Source organism: Pseudomonas sp. CBZ-4 (assembly GCF_000346755.1).
Lineage (GTDB): Bacteria > Pseudomonadota > Gammaproteobacteria > Pseudomonadales > Pseudomonadaceae > Aquipseudomonas.
Window position 1 is genome coordinate 1 of sequence record NZ_ANNV01000169.1, and the last position, 22,186, is coordinate 22,186.

General features: G+C 60.8%; 22 protein-coding genes and 1 pseudogene. 10 read left to right on the forward strand and 13 right to left on the reverse strand.

Annotated elements, in window-relative coordinates; genetic code table 11:
* The 3 genes and pseudogenes from B348_RS1000000132315 to B348_RS1000000131675 form a co-directional block, all read left to right on the forward strand.
* Positions 1–138: pseudogene (locus B348_RS1000000132315) on the forward strand (RHS repeat-associated core domain-containing protein); the annotation flags it as partial.
* Between the two features lie 93 nt (positions 139–231).
* Entirely contained in the window at positions 232–477 is a 246-nt protein-coding gene (locus B348_RS1000000132075) for a hypothetical protein (RefSeq protein ID WP_256204504.1), read from the forward strand.
* A gap of 192 nt (positions 478–669) precedes the next feature.
* Positions 670–936 carry a hypothetical protein gene (locus B348_RS1000000131675; RefSeq protein WP_157356562.1) on the forward strand — a complete coding sequence of 89 codons (267 nt, stop codon included), beginning with the start codon at positions 670–672 and terminating at the stop codon, positions 934–936.
* 96 nt (positions 937–1,032) lie between these two features.
* Here B348_RS1000000131675 and B348_RS1000000132080 read toward each other — a convergent pair whose 3' ends face one another.
* From B348_RS1000000132080 to B348_RS0126135, 4 genes are all read right to left on the reverse strand, one after another.
* Entirely contained in the window at positions 1,033–2,004 is a 972-nt protein-coding gene (locus tag B348_RS1000000132080) for a hypothetical protein (RefSeq protein ID WP_017738983.1), read from the reverse strand.
* Positions 2,005–2,268: 264 nt separating this feature from the next.
* On the reverse strand, positions 2,269–2,544 hold the full coding sequence (locus tag B348_RS0126125) for an HU family DNA-binding protein (RefSeq protein ID WP_003213368.1): 276 nt from the start codon (positions 2,542–2,544) through the stop codon (positions 2,269–2,271).
* 191 nt (positions 2,545–2,735) lie between these two features.
* Positions 2,736–3,884: an NAD(P)/FAD-dependent oxidoreductase gene (locus tag B348_RS0126130; RefSeq protein WP_017738984.1), complete on the reverse strand. Its 1,149-nt coding sequence runs from the start codon at positions 3,882–3,884 to the stop codon at positions 2,736–2,738.
* Positions 3,885–3,920: 36 nt separating this feature from the next.
* Positions 3,921–4,088: a rubredoxin gene (locus B348_RS0126135; RefSeq protein ID WP_015886569.1), complete on the reverse strand. Its 168-nt coding sequence runs from the start codon at positions 4,086–4,088 to the stop codon at positions 3,921–3,923.
* Positions 4,089–4,284: 196 nt separating this feature from the next.
* On the opposite strand from B348_RS0126135, the gene B348_RS0126140 reads away from it, so the two are divergent.
* Both B348_RS0126140 and ubiA read left to right on the forward strand, forming a co-directional pair.
* Positions 4,285–4,848 carry a chorismate lyase gene (locus tag B348_RS0126140; protein ID WP_026137078.1) on the forward strand — a complete coding sequence of 188 codons (564 nt, stop codon included), beginning with the start codon at positions 4,285–4,287 and terminating at the stop codon, positions 4,846–4,848.
* On the forward strand, positions 4,848–5,738 hold the full coding sequence (gene ubiA / locus B348_RS0126145; RefSeq protein ID WP_017738986.1) for a 4-hydroxybenzoate octaprenyltransferase: 891 nt from the start codon (positions 4,848–4,850) through the stop codon (positions 5,736–5,738). Before B348_RS0126140 ends, ubiA begins: the two co-directional genes overlap by 1 nt.
* Positions 5,739–5,844: 106 nt before the next feature.
* Here the strand turns inward: ubiA and B348_RS0126150 are convergent, their stop codons facing one another.
* A complete protein-coding gene (locus B348_RS0126150; protein ID WP_017738987.1) occupies positions 5,845–6,222 on the reverse strand; it encodes a hypothetical protein in 378 nt (125 codons plus the stop codon).
* A gap of 153 nt (positions 6,223–6,375) precedes the next feature.
* Here B348_RS0126150 and phoB point away from each other — a divergent pair, with 153 nt between their 5' ends.
* The 3 genes from phoB to B348_RS0126165 all read left to right on the forward strand — a co-directional run bounded on the left by phoB (position 6,376) and on the right by B348_RS0126165 (position 10,047).
* Complete coding sequence (gene phoB, locus B348_RS0126155; RefSeq protein ID WP_003231714.1) at positions 6,376–7,065, forward strand: phosphate regulon transcriptional regulator PhoB; 690 nt, start codon at positions 6,376–6,378, stop codon at positions 7,063–7,065.
* A gap of 84 nt (positions 7,066–7,149) precedes the next feature.
* Positions 7,150–8,436 carry a phosphate regulon sensor histidine kinase PhoR gene (gene phoR, locus B348_RS0126160; protein WP_256204507.1) on the forward strand — a complete coding sequence of 429 codons (1,287 nt, stop codon included), beginning with the start codon at positions 7,150–7,152 and terminating at the stop codon, positions 8,434–8,436.
* 270 nt (positions 8,437–8,706) lie between these two features.
* Positions 8,707–10,047, forward strand: coding sequence for a hemolysin family protein (locus B348_RS0126165; protein WP_017738989.1), 1,341 nt, complete (start codon positions 8,707–8,709; stop codon positions 10,045–10,047).
* A gap of 3 nt (positions 10,048–10,050) precedes the next feature.
* Here the strand turns inward: B348_RS0126165 and B348_RS0126170 are convergent, their stop codons facing one another.
* From B348_RS0126170 to B348_RS0126205, 8 genes are all read right to left on the reverse strand, one after another.
* A complete protein-coding gene (locus B348_RS0126170; protein ID WP_026137079.1) occupies positions 10,051–10,713 on the reverse strand; it encodes a M23 family metallopeptidase in 663 nt (220 codons plus the stop codon).
* Positions 10,714–10,904: 191 nt separating this feature from the next.
* Positions 10,905–11,813: a response regulator gene (locus B348_RS0126175; RefSeq protein ID WP_017738991.1), complete on the reverse strand. Its 909-nt coding sequence runs from the start codon at positions 11,811–11,813 to the stop codon at positions 10,905–10,907.
* Positions 11,814–11,981: 168 nt separating this feature from the next.
* Complete coding sequence (gene phoU / locus B348_RS0126180; RefSeq protein WP_017738992.1) at positions 11,982–12,743, reverse strand: phosphate signaling complex protein PhoU; 762 nt, start codon at positions 12,741–12,743, stop codon at positions 11,982–11,984.
* A gap of 70 nt (positions 12,744–12,813) precedes the next feature.
* Complete coding sequence (gene pstB / locus B348_RS0126185; RefSeq protein WP_017738993.1) at positions 12,814–13,647, reverse strand: phosphate ABC transporter ATP-binding protein PstB; 834 nt, start codon at positions 13,645–13,647, stop codon at positions 12,814–12,816.
* Positions 13,648–13,834: 187 nt separating this feature from the next.
* Positions 13,835–15,505 carry a phosphate ABC transporter permease PstA gene (gene pstA / locus B348_RS0126190; protein WP_017738994.1) on the reverse strand — a complete coding sequence of 557 codons (1,671 nt, stop codon included), beginning with the start codon at positions 15,503–15,505 and terminating at the stop codon, positions 13,835–13,837.
* A 15-nt stretch (positions 15,506–15,520) separates the two neighbouring features.
* Positions 15,521–17,554 (reverse strand): ABC transporter permease subunit, encoded by a 2,034-nt coding sequence (locus B348_RS0126195; RefSeq protein ID WP_177325359.1) that lies wholly within the window; start codon positions 17,552–17,554, stop codon positions 15,521–15,523.
* A gap of 485 nt (positions 17,555–18,039) precedes the next feature.
* Positions 18,040–19,026 (reverse strand): phosphate ABC transporter substrate-binding protein PstS, encoded by a 987-nt coding sequence (locus B348_RS0126200; protein ID WP_017738996.1) that lies wholly within the window; start codon positions 19,024–19,026, stop codon positions 18,040–18,042.
* Between the two features lie 234 nt (positions 19,027–19,260).
* On the reverse strand, positions 19,261–20,550 hold the full coding sequence (locus tag B348_RS0126205) for an MFS transporter (protein WP_017738997.1): 1,290 nt from the start codon (positions 20,548–20,550) through the stop codon (positions 19,261–19,263).
* A gap of 239 nt (positions 20,551–20,789) precedes the next feature.
* On the opposite strand from B348_RS0126205, the gene B348_RS0126210 reads away from it, so the two are divergent.
* The gene (locus B348_RS0126210) at positions 20,790–21,194 is read left to right on the forward strand and encodes an acyl-CoA thioesterase (protein WP_003176975.1); all 405 of its coding nucleotides are present in this window, start codon (positions 20,790–20,792) and stop codon (positions 21,192–21,194) included.
* Between the two features lie 57 nt (positions 21,195–21,251).
* Entirely contained in the window at positions 21,252–22,151 is a 900-nt protein-coding gene (locus tag B348_RS0126215) for a D-hexose-6-phosphate mutarotase (protein WP_017738998.1), read from the forward strand.
* Positions 22,152–22,186: the final 35 nt, after the last annotated feature.

The following is a 22,186-nucleotide window of genomic DNA, read 5'->3' on the forward strand; positions in this document are numbered from 1 at the left end:
GGGGCTGCATTTCAATACGTTCAGGTTTTATGATCCGGATGTGGCGCTGTTTGCTGCGCCGGATCCGATTGGGTTGGTGGGGGGATCAACCTCTACAAGTACGCACCCAATCCTATTTCATGGATTGATCCATGGGGGCTGATCAATCTGAATACCCACGGGGCCGTAGGTAATTTTGGCGTCTATGAGATTCGAATAGATGGTGAGCTGCACAAATACGACAAGGCCGATATGAACCGCGTGACAAAATCTAGCGGCGACCCGACCAGGCTTCACCAGCAGGTAGAAAAACTAGAACGTCTAAATCCTGGAAAAACGATCAAGGGAACTGTTGTGCAAAGCGGTATAAGTTCGACCCAGGCAGCGAAGACCATTGAAACGGCGAAATTGGACGCTCACTTCGAAAAAACAGGTGGTCAAATTCCCGAAGGATATAGAAAAAGCTATAAAGGTCCTGAACCGCTCTGCGGCAAATAGAAGAGGTCAATAATGCGCACCCCATTCCCTCTCGCTATCGGCGGCCTGTTCCCAGATCCTGGCGCTGTATTTTTTGTATCGCACCTCGTTAGCCGGATTATTCGTGAACAATTGGAACATCGAATAGTCGACACCGAGGAATTCGATAAAAAATAGGGCGACAACTATTGGCTGAGTTCAAAAGACTCCAGCATGGCTGACTTAACGGACCTCAAAATCATGGGACCTGAAGTGTCGAAAAGAAATAAAACAGTCAGCTACTCTTTGAAAATACCTCATCAGCCCATCAATGAAGATCCAACGAGTCATGAACAATACCTTGCCTATCATGAACGAGCCGTGAAGGAAATACTTGACGCTCTCCCAATACATCTATCAGAGCCCGTAGAAAATATTTACGCCGCCATACCTCAGGAAGTGCAAACGTTACCGGCAGCACAGCTGAAGAGCACAGAATAAATTAAAACCCGGCCTGAAAATTATCATGGATACATGGGGCTGATTTATTTACCATTCTTTTTATAGACCAAATAAATCCGCCCCCTTTATCCCTATTTATTCAGCATCTTCTGCATCTGCTTGCGCGTTTCTTATCAGCCGCTTCAGCATTTTGTTCATGTGCTCATAGCGCTTCTCAACGACCGCCATACGAGACGCTGCCGTCGGCGTTTCCGATGACTCCGGCGCCACATAGGGGTCGTAGATAAGCCCGTATCGTTTCGCGATTTCTTTCATCTGGTCTTCTGTGGCGTTCATCCTGCTTTCAAGAGCGTTCAAGCGTGAGTCAACATCAGTTGCCGCGCCAGGATCCTTACCCACCGCCTTGGCATCCGGCCCCTCATTAATGGAGAGTATGCTGTTGACCATTACTTCCGTTTTTATTTCAGCGCTTTCAAGACGTGCGTCTAATTTTTGCTGTTCCGTCGCGGAAGGATCGTTGGTGCTTACCCTACCGTCTGCGTTCCTTTTTTCAGCCCCCGGCATTTTGGCTTGTGCGTCAATCCTGTCCGTTATGGCGCAAGAAGCTATATGCTCCCCGGCGGTAAAGGGCAAACCAGTAAGTGTGCTTACGCCATGATTTATAAACGCGCTACGAGCACCGCTGGCGAGCTCACTCGATATTGGCGGAAGCACATTTTTTTTGTGCAAATCGGAAATTGTTTTCGAGCTATTGACGGCATCGTTCGACCCATTTGGCCCACCCGCAGGCTTGGGTGGTTTCGTCGATGGTGGCTTAGTCTCCGCTGGTGGCTTGGTATTCGCTGGCGGCTTTTTCTTAGGTGCCTTTGTCTTCGGGTTATTGAAAAAAACAGAGCTAGCGCGCTTAGCCCTCGCTTGCACCTCCTCTTCACTCGCCATCGGATACTGGGAAGAACGCCCGCTCTCATTACCCAAATCGCGTTCAACTCTCAAGCCGCTCGCAACGTCCTGCTGTTTATCTGTAACTATCGGCGCTTTGCCCCCCTGAGTGCCGGGTTGAGCCGACGGGATCTGCAAATGGGTATACGGCTGATCAGACAGTTTCATAACGACACCTCTTAAATTCAATTGAGAGAGTGCTTCCTGCAACCTCAACCTTTAAGTGAGCGTTCACACATAGAGGTTCCGGCATTTAAAAAAAAACGCACCAAGACGAATACAAGCCGTTGCAACCCCCGTCTGCTCAAGCCATTTAAACGTGCATATGAACCTGAACACCGACTTGCTTTGCCCCAACAAAAATGGGCACCCGACCCAGTCGGCGTGCCCATTTTTTCTACCACCCCGCCTCCCTTCGAGGCGATACCGCTCTTACGGGTTGACGCTGTCTTTGAGCGACTTGCCCGGCTTGAACGCAACGGTGTTGCTGGCCTTGATCTTCACCGGCTCGCCGGTTTGCGGGTTCTTGCCGGTGCGGGCGCCGCGATGGCGTTGCAGGAAGGTGCCGAAGCCAACCAGGGTGACGCTGTCCTTGCGGTGCAGGGCGCCGGTGATTTCTTCGAGAACGGCGTTGAGGACGCGGTTGGCCTGTTCTTTGGTGAGATCCGCTTTTTCAGCGATGGCGGCTGCGAGTTCTGGTTTACGCATGAGTGAAGCCTCTTTGACGGTTTTTTGTTGTTATGTCCGTGCTGCTCTCTAACGGAGCAGCGCCCAAGGCGCCGCAGGCTCTACTCTGCGGCAGACGGGAGTGAGGATGGCATGCCCACCGACGCTGCGCCAGTGTCGCGGCGACCTTTCTGGGGGTAGGAACGTGCTGATTCCGACAGAACGACCGGTATTTACGCCAGCAACGGTGGAAGTTCTTTGTTCAGGGCCAGTTTGTCCATGACAGCGCCGCCGGTCAGCGCATAACCCAACAGGCGGCCGCTGGCGTCGCGGCACAGGGCCTTTATATCGGCGCCCTGGCCTTCGACGCTCCACACGCCTTCGCTGCCCCGTGGCGGTGGCGAAACCACCAGCGGGCAGATCGGGGTTTTCACGGTGATGGGCATCGGCCCGTAGCTGACCGCCGTCGCATTGCCGGCCAACGTCTGGGCCAGGGCGCGGGCGCAGCTCATCAGTGGCATCACATACAGCAGGTTCAGGCCATCGACTTCGGCGCAATCGCCCAGGGCGTAGATATTCGCGTGGGAGGTCTTGAGGTGGCGGTCTACCGTGACCCCGCGGCCGGTCTGCAAGCCGGCGGCGGCAGCGAGGTCGACCCGTGGACGCAGGCCGATGGCCGAGACCACCAGGTCACAGTGGATCACTTCGCCGTCCGACAGGTGCGCTTCCAGGCCACCAGCGCTGCGCTGCAAGCGGTTGAGCACCGGGCCCAGGTGGAAACGCGCGCCAAGGCCTTCCAGGCCAGCCTGCACCGCAGCGGCAGCCGCCGGGTGCAGCAGGGTCGGCATGACTTGCTCGCACGGCGCCACCAGGTCGATCTCGTAGCCGCCGAGGATCAGGTCGTTGGCGAACTCGCAGCCGATCAGGCCGGCACCGAGCAGCAGCACGCGGCGCTTGCCGGCAGCGGCTGCGCGAAAGCGCGCGTAGTCTTCCAGGTCATTGATCGGGAAAATCAGCTCAGCCGCATCGCCTTCCACCGGCACACGCACGGTTTCGGCGCCCCAGGCCAGGATCAGGTCGCGATAGGCCACCGCTTCCTCGCCGATCCACAGGCGCTTGTGGCCCGGGTCGATGCCGCTGATGCGGGTGTGGGTGCGCACTTCGGCCTTGAGTTGCTCGGCCATGGCGCCAGGTTCAGCCATGCTCAGGCCATCGGCGTCCTTGTTCTTGCCAAAACCGGTGGAGAGCATGGGCTTGGAGTAGGAGCGGCCGTCATCCGCGGTGATCAGCAGCAATGGGGTCTCGCTGTCGAGCTTGCGAAACTCCCGGGCCAGGTTGTAGCCGGCCAATCCGGTGCCGATGATCACGACAGGTGCGTTCATTCCCTTCTCCTTGTAGTAGGTTTATTTGCTTGAAAATCAACCGATTTCGATCATTTCGAAATCCATCTTGCCCACGCCGCAGTCCGGGCACAGCCAATCTTCCGGGACGTCTTCCCAACGGGTGCCAGGCAGGATTCCGTCATCCGGCCAGCCGTCTTTCTCGTCGTAGATCAGGCCGCAGACTACACATTGCCACTTCTTCATTACTTGCTTCCTCAGGGTCCAGGCCTCTTGGCCGACGGTCGATAGATCCAGCGTTGCCGTACGGCTCAGGGCGTTTTGTACTGATCGGGGCGTGCAGATGCAAGCATGATCGACGCAAACGGCCGGCCCACCCCGGCAAAAGCCCAGGGTGCCATGGTAAGCTCGCCGCCTCTTTTGCTGCCAATACTGACTCACCGTGCCGCACTCAATCGCCCTTTCCGATGCTTGCCAATGGCTGACCCAGAGCCTTCTGCGCCCAATGCCGGCGCCCCTGACCGTCAATTGGCTGTTCAACGAAGACTCGCTGACGCGCCGGCTGACGTGGCTGTCCCGGGACGGCTTCAGCGTGACGCCACTGTTCGAAGGCTGGCAGCCGCTGCGGGACGACGAATGCGCCGCCCTTGGGCTCGCGCCAGCCACCGTCGGCTGGGTACGCGAAGTGTATTTGCGCGGGCAAGGCCAGCCCTGGGTGTTTGCCCGCAGCGTGGCGTCGCGCAGTGCGTTGCAAGGTGATGGGCTGCACATGGATGAGCTGGGCAGCCGCTCGCTGGGCGAGTTGCTGTTCTGCGACCAGGCGTTCACCCGCCAGGCGATCGAGGTGTGCCATTACCCGCGCCACTGGTTGCCAAGCGCCGATCAGGCCGACGGGCTGTGGGGTCGGCGCTCGCGTTTTGATCGCGGGGCCTTGAGCGTATTGGTCGCGGAAATCTTCTTGCCGAGCTTCTGGCATGCCTTGCATGCCCACCCGGAGAACTGCTGATGTATCAACGTCTGCTCAAGTCCTTGAACCACCTGAACCCCAGGGCGTGGGATTTCATCCAGCTGACGCGCATGGACAAGCCCATCGGCATCTATCTGCTGCTGTGGCCGACGTTATGGGCGCTGTGGATCGCCGGCAAGGGCTCGCCGTCCCTGCTCAATATCGTGATTTTCGTGCTCGGCGTGGTGCTGACCCGTGCCGGCGGCTGCGTCATCAATGACTGGGCCGACCGCAAGGTCGACGGCCATGTGAAACGCACCGAGCAGCGTCCGCTGGTGAGCGGCAAGATCAGCTCGAAAGAGGCCCTGGTGTTTTTTGCCGTGCTGATGGGCATCAGTTTCCTGCTGGTACTGCTGACCAATGCCAGCACCATACTGCTGTCCCTCGGCGGCCTGGCGCTGGCGGCGAGTTACCCGTTCATGAAGCGCTACACCTATTACCCGCAGGTGGTGTTGGGTGCGGCGTTTTCCTGGGGCATGCCGATGGCATTCACCGCCGAGACCGGCAGCCTGCCCGCCACCGCGTGGCTGCTGTATATCGCCAACCTGTTGTGGACGGTGGGTTATGACACCTATTACGCCATGACCGACCGCGACGACGACTTGAAGATCGGCGTGAAGTCCACGGCCATTCTGTTTGGCGATGCGGATCGCGTGATTATCCTCACCCTACAGGGGTTGGCGCTGGTGTGCCTGTTGCTGGCGGGCGCGCGGTTTGAGCTGGGGGGCTGGTTCCACTTGGGCCTGGTTGCCGCGGCGGGCTGTTTTGCCTGGGAGTTCTGGTACACGCGGGACAGGGATCGGCTGAAGTGCTTCAAGGCGTTCCTGCATAACCACTGGGCGGGGTTGGCGATTTTTGTGGGGATTGTGCTGGATTACGGGTTGCGCTGATTGTTCTGACGCCATCGCGGGCAAGCCCGCTCCCACAGTTTGAATTGCGAACACCTTCAAATGTGGGAGCGGGCTTGCCCGCGATGCTTTTAGCCGCGCCTCGGGCTCAAGGCTTGATCACATGCCACGCCCCACCCTTGCCATCCCCGGTCTTGTCCCCGGCCTTCATGTCATCCTTATAGGTGTACACCGGCTTGCCTTTGTAAGCCCACTGGCTGGTCTGGTCATCACGGGTGATCACCGTCCAATCCCCCATCGGCTTGTCGGTGGACTCAGCCTTCAACGGCGGCCAGTTCGTCGCGCACTGGTCCTTGCACACGGACTTGCCATCGGCATCCTTGTCGAAGGTGTAGAGCGTCATCCCTTTGTGATCCACCAGCGTCCCGTCTTTGGTCATCGCCGGGTCCATTGCGAAGGCCAGGGTCGGCAGCGTCAACGCGGCCGTTACCAACAGGGCTTTCCAGGAAACAGTGCGGTAAGTCATCGGAACCTTCCTTTTTTGGTTGTCAGGATTCGGACCCAAAGCGTAGTCCAGAGAGACGCGGATTGCCCAAGCGACTAAATTACTGTCACACGACTGCAATAATTCCGTTATCTAATGCGGCGCAAGACAGTTAAATGACAAGAGGATTTAGGCATGGTTGGCAGGAGCATTCTGATCGTTGACGACGAAGCGCCCATCCGCGAGATGATCGCCGTTGCGTTGGAAATGGCCGGCTACGACTGCCTGGAGGCAGAGAACTCCCAGCAGGCCCATGCCATTATCGTCGACCGCAAGCCGGACCTGATCCTGCTCGACTGGATGCTGCCCGGCACGTCCGGCATCGAGCTGGCCCGCCGCCTCAAGCGTGACGAGCTGACCGGGGATATCCCGATCATCATGCTCACCGCCAAGGGCGAAGAGGACAACAAGATCCAGGGCCTGGAAGTCGGCGCCGATGACTACATCACCAAGCCTTTTTCCCCACGTGAGCTGGTCGCGCGCCTGAAAGCCGTACTGCGCCGCGCCGGCCCGACCGATGGCGAAGCGCCGATTGAAGTCGGCGGCCTGATCCTCGACCCCATCAGCCACCGCGTGACCATCGACGGCACGCCGGCCGAGATGGGCCCCACCGAATACCGTCTGCTGCAATTCTTCATGACCCACCAGGAACGCGCCTACACCCGCGGCCAACTGCTCGACCAGGTCTGGGGCGGCAACGTGTATGTGGAAGAGCGCACCGTGGATGTGCATATCCGTCGCCTGCGCAAAGCCTTGGGCGATGCCTACGAGAATCTGGTACAAACCGTGCGCGGTACTGGCTACCGGTTCTCCACCAAGGGCTGAGCCAGCCGCTTTTCTTGACTTAAACAGCTGACAAGGACGCATGTTCAAGTGAACCAAAACTGGCATGGCACCCTGATCCGCCACATGCTCCTGCTGGTCACCGGCTGCCTGTTGGTAGGCCTGATCAGCGGCTACTACGGCTGGAGCCTGGCCATCGGCCTCGGCCTGTACCTGGGCTGGACCCTCAAGCAATTGCTGCGCCTGCATGAATGGCTGCGCCAGCACAAACCCGACGAAGCGCCACCCGACGGCTACGGCCTGTGGGGCGAGGTGTTCGACAGCATCTACCACCTGCAACGCCGCGACCAACGGGTACGCGGACGCCTGCAAGCGGTGATCGACCGGGTGCAGGAGTCCACCGCCGCGTTGAAAGACGCGGTGATCATGCTCGACAGCGACGGCAACCTGGAATGGTGGAACCGCGCCGCCGAAACCCTGCTGGGCCTGAAGACGCCCCAGGACAGCGGCCAACCGGTGACCAACCTGGTGCGCCACCCGCGCTTCAAGGAGTACTTCGAACAGGACAACTACGAAGAAGCCCTGGAAATCCCCTCGCCCACCAACGACCGCGTGCGCATCCAGCTGTACCTGACGCGCTACGGCAACAACGAGCACCTGATGCTGGTACGCGACGTGACCCGCATCCATCAGCTGGAACAGATGCGCAAAGACTTCGTCGCCAACGTCTCCCACGAGTTGCGCACACCGCTGACGGTGATCTGCGGCTACCTGGAGACGCTGCTGGACAACGTCGACGAGATCAACCCGCGCTGGAGCCGCGCGCTGCAACAAATGCAGCAGCAGGGTTCACGCATGCAGACCCTGCTCAACGACCTGTTGCTGCTGGCCAAGCTGGAGGCGACCGACTACCCGTCGGACAACCAACCGGTGGCCGCGCAGAGCCTGTTGCAGACCATCAAGAACGACGCCCAGGCGCTGTCCGGCCAACGCGGCCAGCAGATCACCCTGGAAGCCGACCCGCAGGTCTTGCTCAAGGGCAGCGAAGGCGAATTGCGCAGCGCGTTTTCCAACCTGGTGTTCAACGCCGTCAAGTACACCCAGGACAAGGGCACCATCCGCATCCGCTGGTGGGCCGATGAACAGGGCGCACACCTCAGCGTGCAGGACTCCGGCATCGGCATCGACGCCAAGCACCTGCCGCGCCTGACCGAGCGTTTCTACCGCGTCGATTCAAGCCGCAACTCCAACACCGGCGGCACCGGGCTTGGCCTGGCGATCGTCAAGCATGTGCTGCTGCGCCACCGCGCGCGCCTGGAGATCAGCAGCGTGCTGGGCCATGGCAGCACGTTTACCTGCCATTTCCCGCCGTCGCAGGTGACCCGCTCGCGCGTCCTCAGTACCGATGAATAACCCACAGGCGACACAGGACTAAATGTGGGAGCTGGCTTGCCTGCGATAGCGGTATATCAGTAAACACATCGGTAACGGGTACACCGCTATCGCAGGCAAGCCAGCTCCCACAGTGGATTTGCATCGCTTTCAAAGACCCATTCCATGTCCCACCCGGCAGCAGCCACTAGGCAAGCGCCCCATCAGCCGCTACATTGGCCGACCTGCGCCCGCTTTTGCGGCTCACCTGCCACCCCTTAATTGAACACACGGAACCTGCAAAACCCCATCATGGACCCTTCCCCTGGTATCACCCTCGCCACACTCTTCGCCGACTTCGGCATGATTCTTTTTGCACTGGTCCTGGTACTGCTCAACGGTTTCTTCGTTGCGGCGGAATTTGCCATGGTCAAACTGCGCTCCACGCGGGTCGAGGCCATCGCCCACACCAACGGCTGGCGCGGGCAGATCCTGCGCACCGTACACAGCCAGCTCGACGCCTACCTGTCGGCCTGCCAGCTGGGTATCACCCTCGCCTCCCTGGGCCTGGGCTGGGTCGGTGAGCCGGCGTTTGCGCACATTCTTGAGCCATTGCTGGGCGCCGTGGGCGTCGAGTCGCCGGAAGTGATCAAGGGCGTGTCGTTCTTTGCGGCGTTCTTCGTGATTTCCTACCTGCACATCGTGGTCGGTGAGCTGGCGCCCAAGTCCTGGGCCATCCGCAAGCCCGAGCTGCTGTCGCTGTGGACGGCGGTGCCGCTGTACCTGTTCTACTGGGCCATGTACCCGGCGATCTACCTGCTCAACGCCAGCGCCAACGCCATCCTGCGGATCGCCGGCCAGGGCGAGCCTGGCCCGCACCATGAGCACCACTACAGCCGCGAAGAGCTCAAGCTGATCCTGCACTCCAGCCGTGGCCAGGACCCCAGCGACCAAGGCATGCGCGTACTGGCGTCGGCCGTGGAAATGGGCGAACTGGAAGTGGTCGACTGGGCCAACTCCCGCGAAGACCTGGTCACCCTGGACTTCAACGCCCCGCTCAAGGAAATCCTCGCGCTGTTCCGCCGCCACAAATTCAGCCGCTACCCGGTGTATGACGCGGTGCGCAACGAATTCGTCGGCCTGCTGCACATCAAGGACCTGCTGCTGGAACTGGCAGCCCTGGACCACATCCCCGAGTCGTTCAACCTGGCCGAGCTGACCCGCCCGCTGGAGCGCGTGTCGCGGCACATGCCGTTGTCGCAGCTGCTGGAGCAGTTCCGCAAAGGCGGCGCGCACTTCGCCCTGGTGGAAGAAGCCGACGGCAAGATCATCGGCTACCTGACCATGGAAGACGTGCTGGAAGTGCTGGTGGGCGACATCCAGGACGAACACCGCAAGGCCGAACGCGGCATCCTCGCCTACCAGCCAGGCAAGCTGCTGGTACGTGGCGATACGCCGCTGTTCAAGGTGGAGCGCCTGCTGGGCGTGGACCTCGACCATATCGAAGCGGAAACCCTGGCCGGCCTGATCTACGACACCCTCAAGCGGGTGCCGGAAGAAGAGGAAGTGCTGGAAGTTGAAGGCTTGCGGATCATCATCAAGAAGATGAAAGGGCCGAAGATCGTCCTGGCCAAGGTCCTGCTGCTGGACTGACCCTCAATTGCCCAACGCAAAGTTGGGCAAGACGCCCACCGGCTGGTTGAACTCATACGGGATCGACACCAGCCCCGCCTCGGTGGCGCGCTGCACGACGAAATGCAAGTGTGGCCCGCTGCTGTTGCCGGTATTGCCCGACAGCGCCAGCGGGCTGCCCACCGCCACACGCTGCCCTACCTGCACGCTGACCGACCCTTGCTTGAGGTGCAGGTACACGCCCTCGGTGCCGTCGTCATGGCGCACCCGCACAAAATTGCCCGACGCATCACTGCCGCGCCCGGCCTGCGCGTTCTCGGTTTTCACCACCATCCCGCTGCGCGCCGCAATGATCGGCGTGCCTTCGGGCATGGCGATGTCCATGGCGTAGCGGCTTTTGCTGTCGGTGTGGCTGAAACTGCCGTTGGGGCCCTGGCTCAGGCGGAACGGACCGCCGCGCCAGGGCAGCGGGTAGCGGTAGGCTTGTTGTGGATAAACCGGCGTCGGCCTGTCGAGCAGCGGCCGCGCGGGCTTGCGCTCGTGGATCACGAACGCCTGCGCGCCGGGGGTTTGCCGGTCGCTGTAGAACACGTTGCCGTTGGCATCGATGGATTTGTAGACGGTCATGGCCTGAGCCGAAGGAGCGACCCAGGCCAGTGCGCAGCACAGCAATAGACGCGTGAGCATAGCGTGAACCTGCCGGGATGACTGAACGGCAGGTTAGCGGGAGATCATGACAACACTATGTGCATCAATGAAGTTCCAATGTGGGAGCGGGCTTGCCCGCGATGACAGTGTGTCAGACACAGATCATGTGTCAGATGCACCGCTATCGCGGGCAAGCCCGCTCCCACAAGGGTTAGGTGTCGTTCTGGGGGTCACGCACCCGGCACAAAATGCTTCTGTGCAGTACCACGGGCGATCAGGCGGGAGATGTAGTCGAGCTTCTGCGCGTCCTGGTCGATAAACCGGAAGGTCAGTTGCAGCCAGTCGCTGTCGGGCTTGGGCTCGTGGGCGACAACAGCGTGCAGGTAGCCGTTGAGGCGCGCGACTTCGGCGTTGTCGCCTTGTTCCAGGTCGAGTACGGCGCTTTCCAGGACCTGCGGCAGGACTTCACCGCGACGCACCACCAGCAGCGCTTCCTTGATGCTCAAGCCCTTGATCACGCATTGCTGGGTGCCGCTGGACAGGCGCAGTTGGCCTTGGCCGCGGCCGCCTGCTGGTGCTGCTGCAGGTGCTTGTACCGGCGGGCTGTTGAGCAGGCCTTTGCTGGGCGCAGGGGCGGCGGCGGCAACCGGGGCTGCACGTACGGTCTCGGCCTTGCCGCCGGTCAGGGCGCTCAGGGAGTCGTTGCCAAAGGCCGAGTTCATCTTGGTCGGCGCACTGGCGACCAGGGCGTCGAGACGGCCGATCTTGTGCAGGGCCTGCTTGACCTTGTTCAGCAATTGCTCGTTGGTGAACGGCTTGCTGACGTAACCGGAAACACCGGCCTGGATCGCCTGCACCACGTTTTCCTTGTCGCCACGGCTGGTCACCATCACGAACGGCATGGCCTTGAGGTGCGGTTGCTCACGGCACCAGGTCAGCAGTTCCAGGCCGGACATCTCGGGCATTTCCCAGTCGCACAGCACCAGGTCGAACGTCTCGCGCATCAGGATGGCCTGGGCCTTTTTGCCGTTCACCGCGTCTTCAAGCTTGATCCCGGGGAAGTAGTTGCGCAGGCACTTCTTCACCAGATCGCGGATAAACGAGGCGTCATCCACCACCAATACACTGACTTTACTCATCGACCCTTCATCCTATAAAAACTTCGGCACGCAAGACGCCTGACTGGTGGCATTTTGCCAAAACTCGCTAGTCACAGTCGGACTTTATTGCTTCCGCTGCGCAAAAAATTCGGAGGCCACAAACGAAAACGCCCGGCCAAAGGCCGGGCGTTTATTTCTCGGGCAATCTTACTTATCGTCAGCTTCGCCCGGAACATTAGGGATTTGATCGACCGACCCTTCAACTTCAGCCTTCATGCGCTTGAGGCCCATGTGCCGCACGTCGGTACCACGCACCAGGTAGATCACCAGCTCCGAGATATTGCGCGCGTGGTCGCCGATGCGTTCCAGCGAACGCAGCACCCAGATGATGCTCAAGACCCGCGAGATAGAGCGCGGGTCTTCCATCATGTAGGTGGCCAGCTCGCGCAGCGCGGTCTTGTATTCGCGGTCGATGATCTTGTCGTACTGGGCCACCGACAACGCCAGCTCGGCGTCGAAACGGGCAAACGCATCCAGCGCGTCGCGCACCATGTTGCGCACCTGGTCGCCGATGTGGCGCACTTCCACGTAACCGCGTGGGGCTTCGCCTTCTTCGCACAGCTGGATGGCGCGGCGGGCGATCTTGGTGGCTTCGTCACCGATGCGCTCGAGGTCGATCACCGACTTGGAGATGCTGATGATCAAACGCAAGTCGGACGCCGCCGGTTGGCGACGGGCCAGAATGCGCAGGCATTCTTCGTCGATATTGCGTTCCATCTGGTTGATCTGGTCATCGATCTCACGCACTTGCTGGGCCAGGCCCGAATCGGCCTCGATCAGCGCGGTCACGGCGTCGTTGACTTGCTTCTCCACCAGACCGCCCATCGCCAGGAGGTGGCTGCGCACTTCCTCAAGCTCGGCGTTGAACTGCGCGGAGATGTGGTGGGTAAGGCCTTCTTTGCTAATCATGTTGGCGTCCTTGGAGCGTCCGGTAAGGTGCGGAGAACCGCAGCATCAGTGCAATGAGAACCACGGCTGACTAGCCGTAGCGACCGGTGATGTAGTCTTCGGTCTGCTTCTTCGCCGGATTGGTGAACAGAGTATCGGTATCACCGAATTCCACCAGCTTGCCCATGTACATGAACGCGGTGTAGTCGGAAACCCGCGCCGCCTGTTGCATGTTGTGGGTCACGATGACGATGGTGAACTTGGATTTGAGTTCGTAGATCAGCTCTTCGACTTTCAGCGTCGAGATCGGGTCGAGTGCCGAGCACGGTTCGTCGAGCAGCAGCACTTCCGGTTCCACGGCGATGGTGCGCGCGATCACCAGACGTTGTTGCTGGCCGCCGGACAGGCCGAGGGCCGAGTCGTGCAGACGGTCTTTCACTTCGTCCCACAACGCCGCGCCTTTCAAGGCCCACTCAACCGCTTCGTCGAGGATGCGTTTCTTGTTGATGCCCTGGATGCGCAGGCCGTAGACCACGTTTTCGTAGATGGTCTTGGGGAACGGGTTGGGCTTCTGGAACACCATGCCCACACGACGACGCAGCTCGGCCACGTCTTCGCCCTTGCGGTAGATGTTGGTGCCGTAGAGGTTGATTGCACCGTCTACGCGGCAGCCGTCCACCAGGTCGTTCATGCGGTTGAAGGTGCGCAGCAGCGTGGACTTGCCGCAGCCCGACGGGCCGATGAAGGCGGTCACGCGCTGCTTGGGAATGTTCATGCTGACGTCGAACAGCGCCTGCTTTTCACCGTAGTACAGGCTCAGGCCCGGCACTTCGATGGCCACGGTTTCCTGGGCCAGGCTCAGGCTCTGCTTGTCGCGACCCAGGGCCGACATGTTGATGCCGTGGGTGTGGGTTTCATGTTGCATGGGATGCTCCCTGTGCTACCAATTCGTTGTGTTGGACCGCCGGGGCGATCTACTCAAAATTTTGTGTCTGACGCGGTCCAGTGTGGGAGCTGGCTTGCCTGCGATGGCATCACCGCGCTGTACCTGCCCAACCGAGTCGCCTGCATCGCAGGCAAGCCAGCTCCCACATCGACCGTGTCCAGCCCGCTTAACTGTCCAACGCTTTGTATTTTTCACGCAGGTGGTTACGAATCCACACTGCCGACAAGTTGAGCGTGGCGATCACCAGCACCAGCAGCAAGGCGGTGGCGTACACCAGTGGCCGTGCCGCTTCGACGTTGGGGCTCTGGAAGCCGACGTCATAGATATGGAAGCCCAGGTGCATGATCTTCTGGTCCAGGTGCAAGTACGGGTAGTTGCCATCCAGCGGCAGCGACGGCGCCAGTTTCACCACACCTACCAGCATCAGCGGCGCCACTTCACCGGCGGCGCGGGCCACGGCGAGGATCATGCCGGTCATCATCGCCGGGCTGGCCATGGGCAGCACGATCTTCCACAGCGTTTCCGCCTTGGTCGCGCCCAGTGCCAGGGAGCCTTCACGTACGGTGCGCGGGATGCGCGCCAGGCCTTCTTCGGTGGCCACGATCACCACCGGCACCGCCAGCAGCGCCAGGGTCAGCGAGGCCCACAGCAGGCCCGGCGTACCGAAGGTCGGTGCCGGCAGGGCTTCGGCGAAGAACAGGCGGTCCACCGAGCCCCCCAGTACATACACGAAGAAGCCCAGGCCGAACACGCCGTAGACGATGGCCGGGACGCCCGCCAGGTTGTTCACGGCAATACGGATGATGCGCGTCAGGGTGTTCTGCTTGGCATATTCGCGCAGGTACACCGCCGCCAGCACGCCGAACGGGGTCACGATCATCGCCATGATCAGGGTCATCATCACGGTGCCGAAGATGGCCGGGAAGATCCCGCCTTCGGTGTTGGCTTCCCGTGGGTCATCGCTCAAGAATTCCCAGACCTTGCTGAAGTAGAAGCCGATCTTGGTAAAGGTGCCCATGGCGTTCGGCTGGTAGGCGTGCACCACTTTGCCGATGCCGATCTCCACTTCCTTGCCGTTGCCGTCACGGGCGGTCAGCGCGTCACGGTTGAACTGGGTGTGCAGGTCGGACAGGCGCGCTTCGATGTCCTGGTAACGGGCATTCAGCTCGGCGCGGTCGGCGTCCATGTCGGCCTGGGCGGCAGCGTCGAGCTTGCCTTCCAGTTCCAGCTTGCGACCGTGCAGGCGGATGCGTTCGAGACCGGCGTTGATCGCGCCGATATCGGTTTTTTCCAGGCTCTTGAGCTGGGCGGCCAGCTTGTTCACACGGTCGACGCGGGCTTGCAGCTCCGGCCACGCGGCCTCGCCTTCGGCGATGACCTTGCCATCTTGCTTGACGTTGACCAGGGTGCCGTAGAAGTTACCCCACTCACGACGCTCGATGGCCATCAGCTCGACCGGCTTGGTCTGGTCCTTCAGCCACTCGCCGACGATCCAGGTGAAGTCGTTGCCGTTCAAGTCCCGGTTGCCGACCTTGATCAGCTCGCGGGTCATGAATTCCGGGCCTTGGTCCGGCACGGGCAGGCCAGCGCTTTTCAGGCGCTCGCGGGGCACTTCTTCCTTCTGCACCACTTCGCCGATGACGATATGGTTGGCCTGGCCCGGCACGCTGTAGTTGGCCTGGATCAGGTCGGCCGGCCAGAAGTGGCCCAGGCCACGTACGGCAATCACGGCCAGCAAACCAATGGTCATGATGACCGCGATGGACACCGCGCCACCGCTGATCCAGACGCCTGGGGCGCCGCTCTTGAACCATCCATTCAGGGAGTTCTGTTTCACAGACTTCTACCTTTCTTAAAGCGACGAGTATTTCTTGCGCAGACGCTGACGGATCAGCTCGGCGAGGGTGTTCATGATGAAGGTGAACAGCAGCAGCACCAGCGCCGAGAGGAACAGCACACGGTAGTGACTACCGCCCACTTCCGACTCCGGCATCTCCACCGCAACGTTGGCCGCCAGGGTGCGCAGGCCTTCGAACAGGTTCATCTCCATCACCGGGGTGTTGCCGGTGGCCATCAGCACGATCATGGTCTCGCCGACGGCGCGGCCCATGCCGATCATCAGCGCCGAGAAAATCCCCGGGCTGGCGGTCAGGATCACCACGCGGGTCATGGTCTGCCACGGCGTGGCACCCAGGGCCAGCGAGCCCAGGGTCAGGCCGCGCGGTACGCTGAACACGGCGTCTTCGGCGATGGAGTAGATGTTCGGGATCACCGCGAAACCCATGGCCAGGCCGACTACCAGGGCGTTGCGCTGGTCGTAGGTGATGCCGAGGTCGTGGGAGATCCACATGCGCATGTCGCCGCCGAAGAACCAGGTTTCCAGGTAGGGGCTCATGTACAGCGAGAGCCAGCCCACAAACAGGATCACCGGGATCAGGATCGCGCTTTCCCAGCCATCGGGAACGCGCAGGCGGATCGACTCAGGCAAGCGGCTGAAGATAAAGCCGGCCACCAGGATGCCAATCGGCAACAGCATCAACAGGCTGAAAATCCCCGGTAGATGCCCCTCGACATACGGCGCGAGGAACAGGCCGGCGAAGAAGCCGAGGATCACCGTCGGCATCGCTTCCATCAGTTCGATCACCGGCTTGACCTTGCGGCGCAGGCTCGGGGCCATGAAGTACGCGGTGTAGATGGCAGCGGCAACAGCCAGCGGTGCGGCCAGCAGCATGGCGTAGAACGCCGCCTTCAGCGTACCGAAGGTCAGTGGCGCCAGGCTCATCTTGGGTTCGAAGTCGGTGTTGGCGGCGGTCGATTGCCAGACGTATTTAGGCTCGTCGTAGTTCTCGTACCAGACCTTGCTCCACAACGCGCTCCACGAGACCTCCGGGTGCGGGTTGTCGAGCAGCAGCGGTTGCAGCTTGCCGCCGGCTTCCACAATCACGCGGTTGGCCCGTGGCGACAGGCCGAATACGCCTTGGCCATCGACCACCGGGTCCACCAGCAGGGTGCGGTGGGCGGTGCTGTGGAACACGCCGAACTTGCCGGAGGCGTCGAGGGCGGTGAAGCCTTTGCGACGTTCTTCGGCGGTGATTTCAACGATAGGCGCGGTGCCCATCTGGAAGGTGCGGATCTGCTTGAGGTGCTGCTCGCCATCCGGGTCGCGGGCCATGAACCACTGGGCCAGGCCGCCTTTGGAGTTACCGACGATCAGCGAGATACCGCCCACCAACTGGGTGCTGGCGGTGATTTCGGCATCGCCACTTTCCAACAATTTGTATCGACCGTTGAGGCTCTTGTCCCGTAGGTTGAATACATCGGCCAGGGCACGGCCGTTAATCACGTACAACCATTGCTGGCGTGGGTCGATGAAGATCGCCTTCACCGGCTCGGTCATCTGCGGCAGCTCGATACGCTTCTGCTCGCTGGTGACTTCGCCCGTCATCATGTTTTCTTCGCGGCTCAGGGACAGCACGTTCAAGTGCGAACCCGCGGAGCCGGCAACCACCAGGGTGGAATCCGTAGCGTTGAGCGCGACGTGCTCCAGCGGGCGACCGGCGTCATCGAGGACGATCGGCGTTTCGCCGTAGGGGTATTCGATCGCGGGCGAAATGGTTTTCTTGCCGTCCGGGTAGGACACCTTATAGGTGTGGCGGAACACCATGGACTGGCCATTGGACAGACCCAGGATCACCAGCGGGCTGCCGGGCTGGTCTTCACCGATGGAGACGACCTGGCTACCGGCCGGCAACGGCAGGTCGACACGCTTGAGCTCGGCGCCAGTGTCCACGTTGAAGAACAGTGCCTGGCCCTTGTCGGAAACCCGCATGGCGACCTGGTTCTGCTCTTCGAGCGAGATCATCAACGGCTTGCCGGCGTCCTGGATCCAGGCCGGGGTCAGTGCGTCTTCCTTGGTCAGCGAGGCGCCTTGGAACAGCGGCGCAACCACGTAGGCGAGGAAGAAGAAGATCAGCGTGATTGCACCGAGGACGGCGAGACCGCCGATCAATACATACCAACGGGTCAGGCGATCTTTGAGCGCGCGAATGCGGCGCTTGCGTTGCAGCTCAGGCGTATTGAAATCAATGCGCTTGGGAGGAGAAGTCGTCGTCATGGTGGAATTGGCCAGATCATTCATGCGCACACCCTAGCGATCCTGTATGACAGAAAGATGACAATGCAGTGACGCAAGAAATCCGCCGCGTAGCAGAGCTGGCAGCGGACTAAAAATTAGGAGGCGTAGACGGCTAGTGTGGGAGCGGGCTTGCCCGCGATGGCATCAATACGGTTTCAACTCTACACCGCGTCGCCAGCATCGCGGGCAAGCCCGCTCCCACAGAAAAGCATGCATCTACACCAGGTATTGCAGGCTTACTTGCCGCCTTCCTTCAAACCCAGGTCAGCCAGGGCCTTGGCGGCAACTTTGGCTGGCAGCGGGATGTAGCCGTCTTTCACGACAACTTCCTGGCCCTGTTTGGACAGAACCAGTTTCACGAACTCAGCTTCCAGCGGGGCCAGAGGCTTGTTCGGGGCTTTGTTGACGTAAACGTAGAGGAAACGCGACAGCGGGTATTTGCCGTTCAGGGCGTTTTCTTCGCTGTCTTCGATGAAGTCAGTGCTGCCTTTCTTGGCCAGGGCAACGGTCTTCACGCTTGCAGTCTTGTAGCCGATGCCCGAGTAACCGATGCCGTTCAGCGAGGAGCTGATCGACTGCACGACCGAAGCCGAGCCTGGTTGTTCGTTCACGTTTGGCTTGTAGTCGCCTTTGCACAGGGCTTCTTCTTTGAAGTAGCCGTAGGTGCCGGATACCGAGTTACGGCCGAACAGTTGCACTGGCTTGTTGGCCAGGTCGCCGGTCACACCCAGGTCGCCCCAGGTTTTAACGTCGGCTTTGCCGCCGCACAGACGCGTCGAGGAGAAGATCGCGTCGACTTGTTCCATGGTCAGGTGCTGGATCGGGTTGTCTTTGTGTACGAACACAGCCAGGGCGTCCACGGCAACCGGGATAGCGGTTGGCTTGTAGCCGTACTTCTGTTCGAAGGCAGCCAGTTCGGTGTCCTTCATCTTGCGGCTCATCGGGCCCAGGTTGGAGGTGCCTTCAGTCAACGCAGGTGGCGCGGTGGCGGAGCCAGCGGCCTGAATCTGGATGTTTACGTTCGGGTATTCTTTTTTGTAGGACTCGGCCCACAGGGTCATCAGGTTGGCCAGGGTGTCAGAACCAACGCTGGACAAGTTGCCCGATACACCGGTGGTTTTGGTGTAGCTCGGGATAGCTGGGTCAACAGCGGCGAACGCGTTAGCAGTCGCAACGCCAGCAGCGACAAAAGTCATGGCCGCCATCAAACGCTTCAGTTTCATGCCTTACTCCTAGCAGATAGGGATAGTTGGATCGGGGCCAAGTATCGGTAGGCCGTGTGAACACTCTATGTCTGGAATATGACAATTAGATGAAAGGCCAGTATTGGCTTTAAACGCGGCAAGACGGGGAAAGGTTCGCAAACACGGGGGGTTGGGACAGGAGCGGAGGTGTTTCAGAAATACTCTGTAATGCGATCGCTCCTACATTGCGTAGGAACGATCGCTTTCAAGGCGTTAGCGCGAGCGCTTCCACAGATACCCACCCACCAACATCCCCATCACGCACAGCGCGGCGACATAGTAAGCAGGGCCCATCGGGCTTTCCTTCATCAGCAACGACACCGCCAGCGGCGTCAGGCCGCCGAAAATCGCGTAGGCCACGTTGTAGGAGAACGACAAGCCGCTGAAGCGCACCACCGGTGGGAAGGCTTTCACCATCACGTAGGGCACCACGCCGATGGTGCCGACGAACAGGCCCGTCAGGGCGTACAGCGGGAACAGCCAGTCCGGGTGCTGGACCAGGCTGTGGTACAGCGTCCACGAGCTGCACAGCAGCAACAGGCAACCGCCGACCAGCACGCGGCCGGCACCGAAACGGTCAGCCAGGGCGCCGGAGAGGATGCAGCCCAGGCTCAGGGTGACGATGGCCAGGCTGTTGGCTTGCAGGGCAACGGTCGGCGCGAAGTGATAAACGGTCTGCAGCACGGTCGGGGTCATCAGGATGACCACGACGATACCGGCCGACAGCAGCCAGGTCAGCAGCATCGACAGCACGATGGCGCCACGGTGGTCACGCAATACGGCGCGCAGCGGCAGCTCGGCGGCCAGAGTCTTGCGTTGCTGCATCTCGGCGAAGATCGGCGTCTCATGCAACCAACGACGCAGGTACACCGACAACAAGCCAAACACGCCGCCCAGCAGGAACGGGATGCGCCAGGCGAAATCCGACACTTCTACAGGGGTGTACAGGGTGTTGATGGCCGTCGCCACCAGCGAACCCAGGAGAATACCGGCGGTAAGGCCGCTGGTCAGGGTGCCGCAGGCGTAGCCGATGTGGCGCGGCGGTACGTGTTCGGAGACGAACACCCACGCGCCCGGCACTTCGCCACCAATCGCCGCGCCCTGGATGACGCGCATCAGCAGCAACAGGATCGGCGCCCACAGGCCGATCTGCGCGTAGGTCGGCAGCAAGCCCATGATCAAGGTCGGTACGGCCATCATGAAGATGCTCAGGGTGAACATCTTCTTGCGGCCCAGCAGGTCACCAAAGTGCGCCATGATGATGCCGCCCAGCGGACGCGCCAGGTAGCCGGCGGCGAAGATGCCGAAGGTCTGCATCATGCGCAGCCATTCGGGCATGTCCACCGGGAAGAAAAGTTTTCCGACCACGGTGGCGAAAAACACGAAAATGATGAAATCATAAAATTCCAGCGCCCCGCCCAAGGCAGACAGCGACAGGGTTTTGTAGTCGTTGCGGGTCAGCGGGCGCGAAGGTTGCGCGCTGCTTGCGGGCACGGAGGACATGGCAAGGCTTCTCTTATTAGTCAGGACGGCAGATCCGCTGCGCTGGCTGAGCCAGGGCGGGTTGGGCAAGATAGCAAATCGCCTGGAAAAGCACACCAGAAGCACAGTTGCGCGAAAAAGCCGCAATACAGCGGCTAATTGCCGACCAAATCAGCCACAGACGGTCGTCGCGGCGCAAGGGTCCCGATATACTCGGCCCTTGACGCGCCAGACCCGCAGTCTTGAGAGGCATACCCGGCATGATCGAACTCGAACAAGAAGACCCTATCCCGCAAGGCGACCTCGCCCTGCAAATCACCGCGCTGCCGCGTGAAACCAACGGCTTTGGCGATATCTTCGGCGGCTGGCTGGTCGCGCAGATGGACCTCGCCGGCACCGCCATGGCCAGCAAGGTCGCGGGCGGACGTGTGGCCACCGTGGCCATCGATCGCATGGCGTTCCTGGTGCCGGTCGCCGTGGGCGCGCAGCTGTCCTTTTATACCCAGGCCCTGGAGATCGGCCGCAGCTCGATCCAGATGATGGTCGAAGTGTGGAGCGACGACCCGCTGTCCAGCGAATGGCGCAAGGTCACCGAGGCGGTGTTCGTGTTCGTCGCCATCGACGGCAGCGGCCGTACGCGCTCGGTGCCATCGCGCGCCCGTTAAACCTCGCCGGGTTTTGACGGTCAATTGCCCCATTGCCTGCCATTAAGAGTGCTTGATATGCCTGTGCCCCACGTTGAAACCGTGAAGATCGACGAGCTGGACTGCTGGCGCATCCGCCACAACGGCGCTGAGTTGATGGTGGCCCAACAGGGCGCGCACATCTTCAGTTACGGACGTGACGGCGAGCAGCCGCTGATCTGGCCGAACCCCGAAGCGGTGTTCAAGCAGGGCAAGGGCATTCGTACCGGCGTACCGGTGTGCTGGCCGTGGTTTGGCGTATTTGAGCGCAACCCGCACAGCGTCAAGGCGATGCGCCAGAGCGAGCAGCCGGCCGGTGCCCATGGTTTTGTGCGTACGGCGTTGTGGGAATTGGCTGCGACCGAGCTTGAAGGCGACGCCTTGCGCGTTGACCTGGTATTGCCGGTGCCCGCAGGCGGCTTCCCCGGTTGGCCCCATCAGGTTGACCTGACCCTGAGCCTGCTGCTGGACGAGCAACTGCACATCCGCCTGACCAGCCACAACCGTGGCAGCGACAGCGTGACGCTGAGCCAGGCACTGCACACCTATTTCGCCGTGAGCGATGTGCGCAATGTGCAGGTCGACGGGCTGGACGGGACGGCGTATATCGACACCGCTGACGGCTGGACCAAGAAAAACCAGTCCGGTCTGCTGCACTTCAGCGCCGAGACGGATCGCATCTACCTCGATACGCCGGCGCAGTTGAGCATCGTCGATCAAGACTGGCAGCGTCGCATCCAGCTCACCAGCGAGGGCTCGACGTCCACCGTGATCTGGAACCCGTGGACTGAACGCGCCAAGGCCTTCGATGACATGGCCGATGACGGCTGGACGGGGATGTTGTGCATCGAGACGGCGAATGTGCTGGATGATGTTGTTGAATTGGCACCCGGCCAAAGCCACACCTTAGGCGTGAGCATCACCGCTACTGCCCTGTAAACCCGATCAAAACTGTGGGAGCTGGCTTGCCTGCG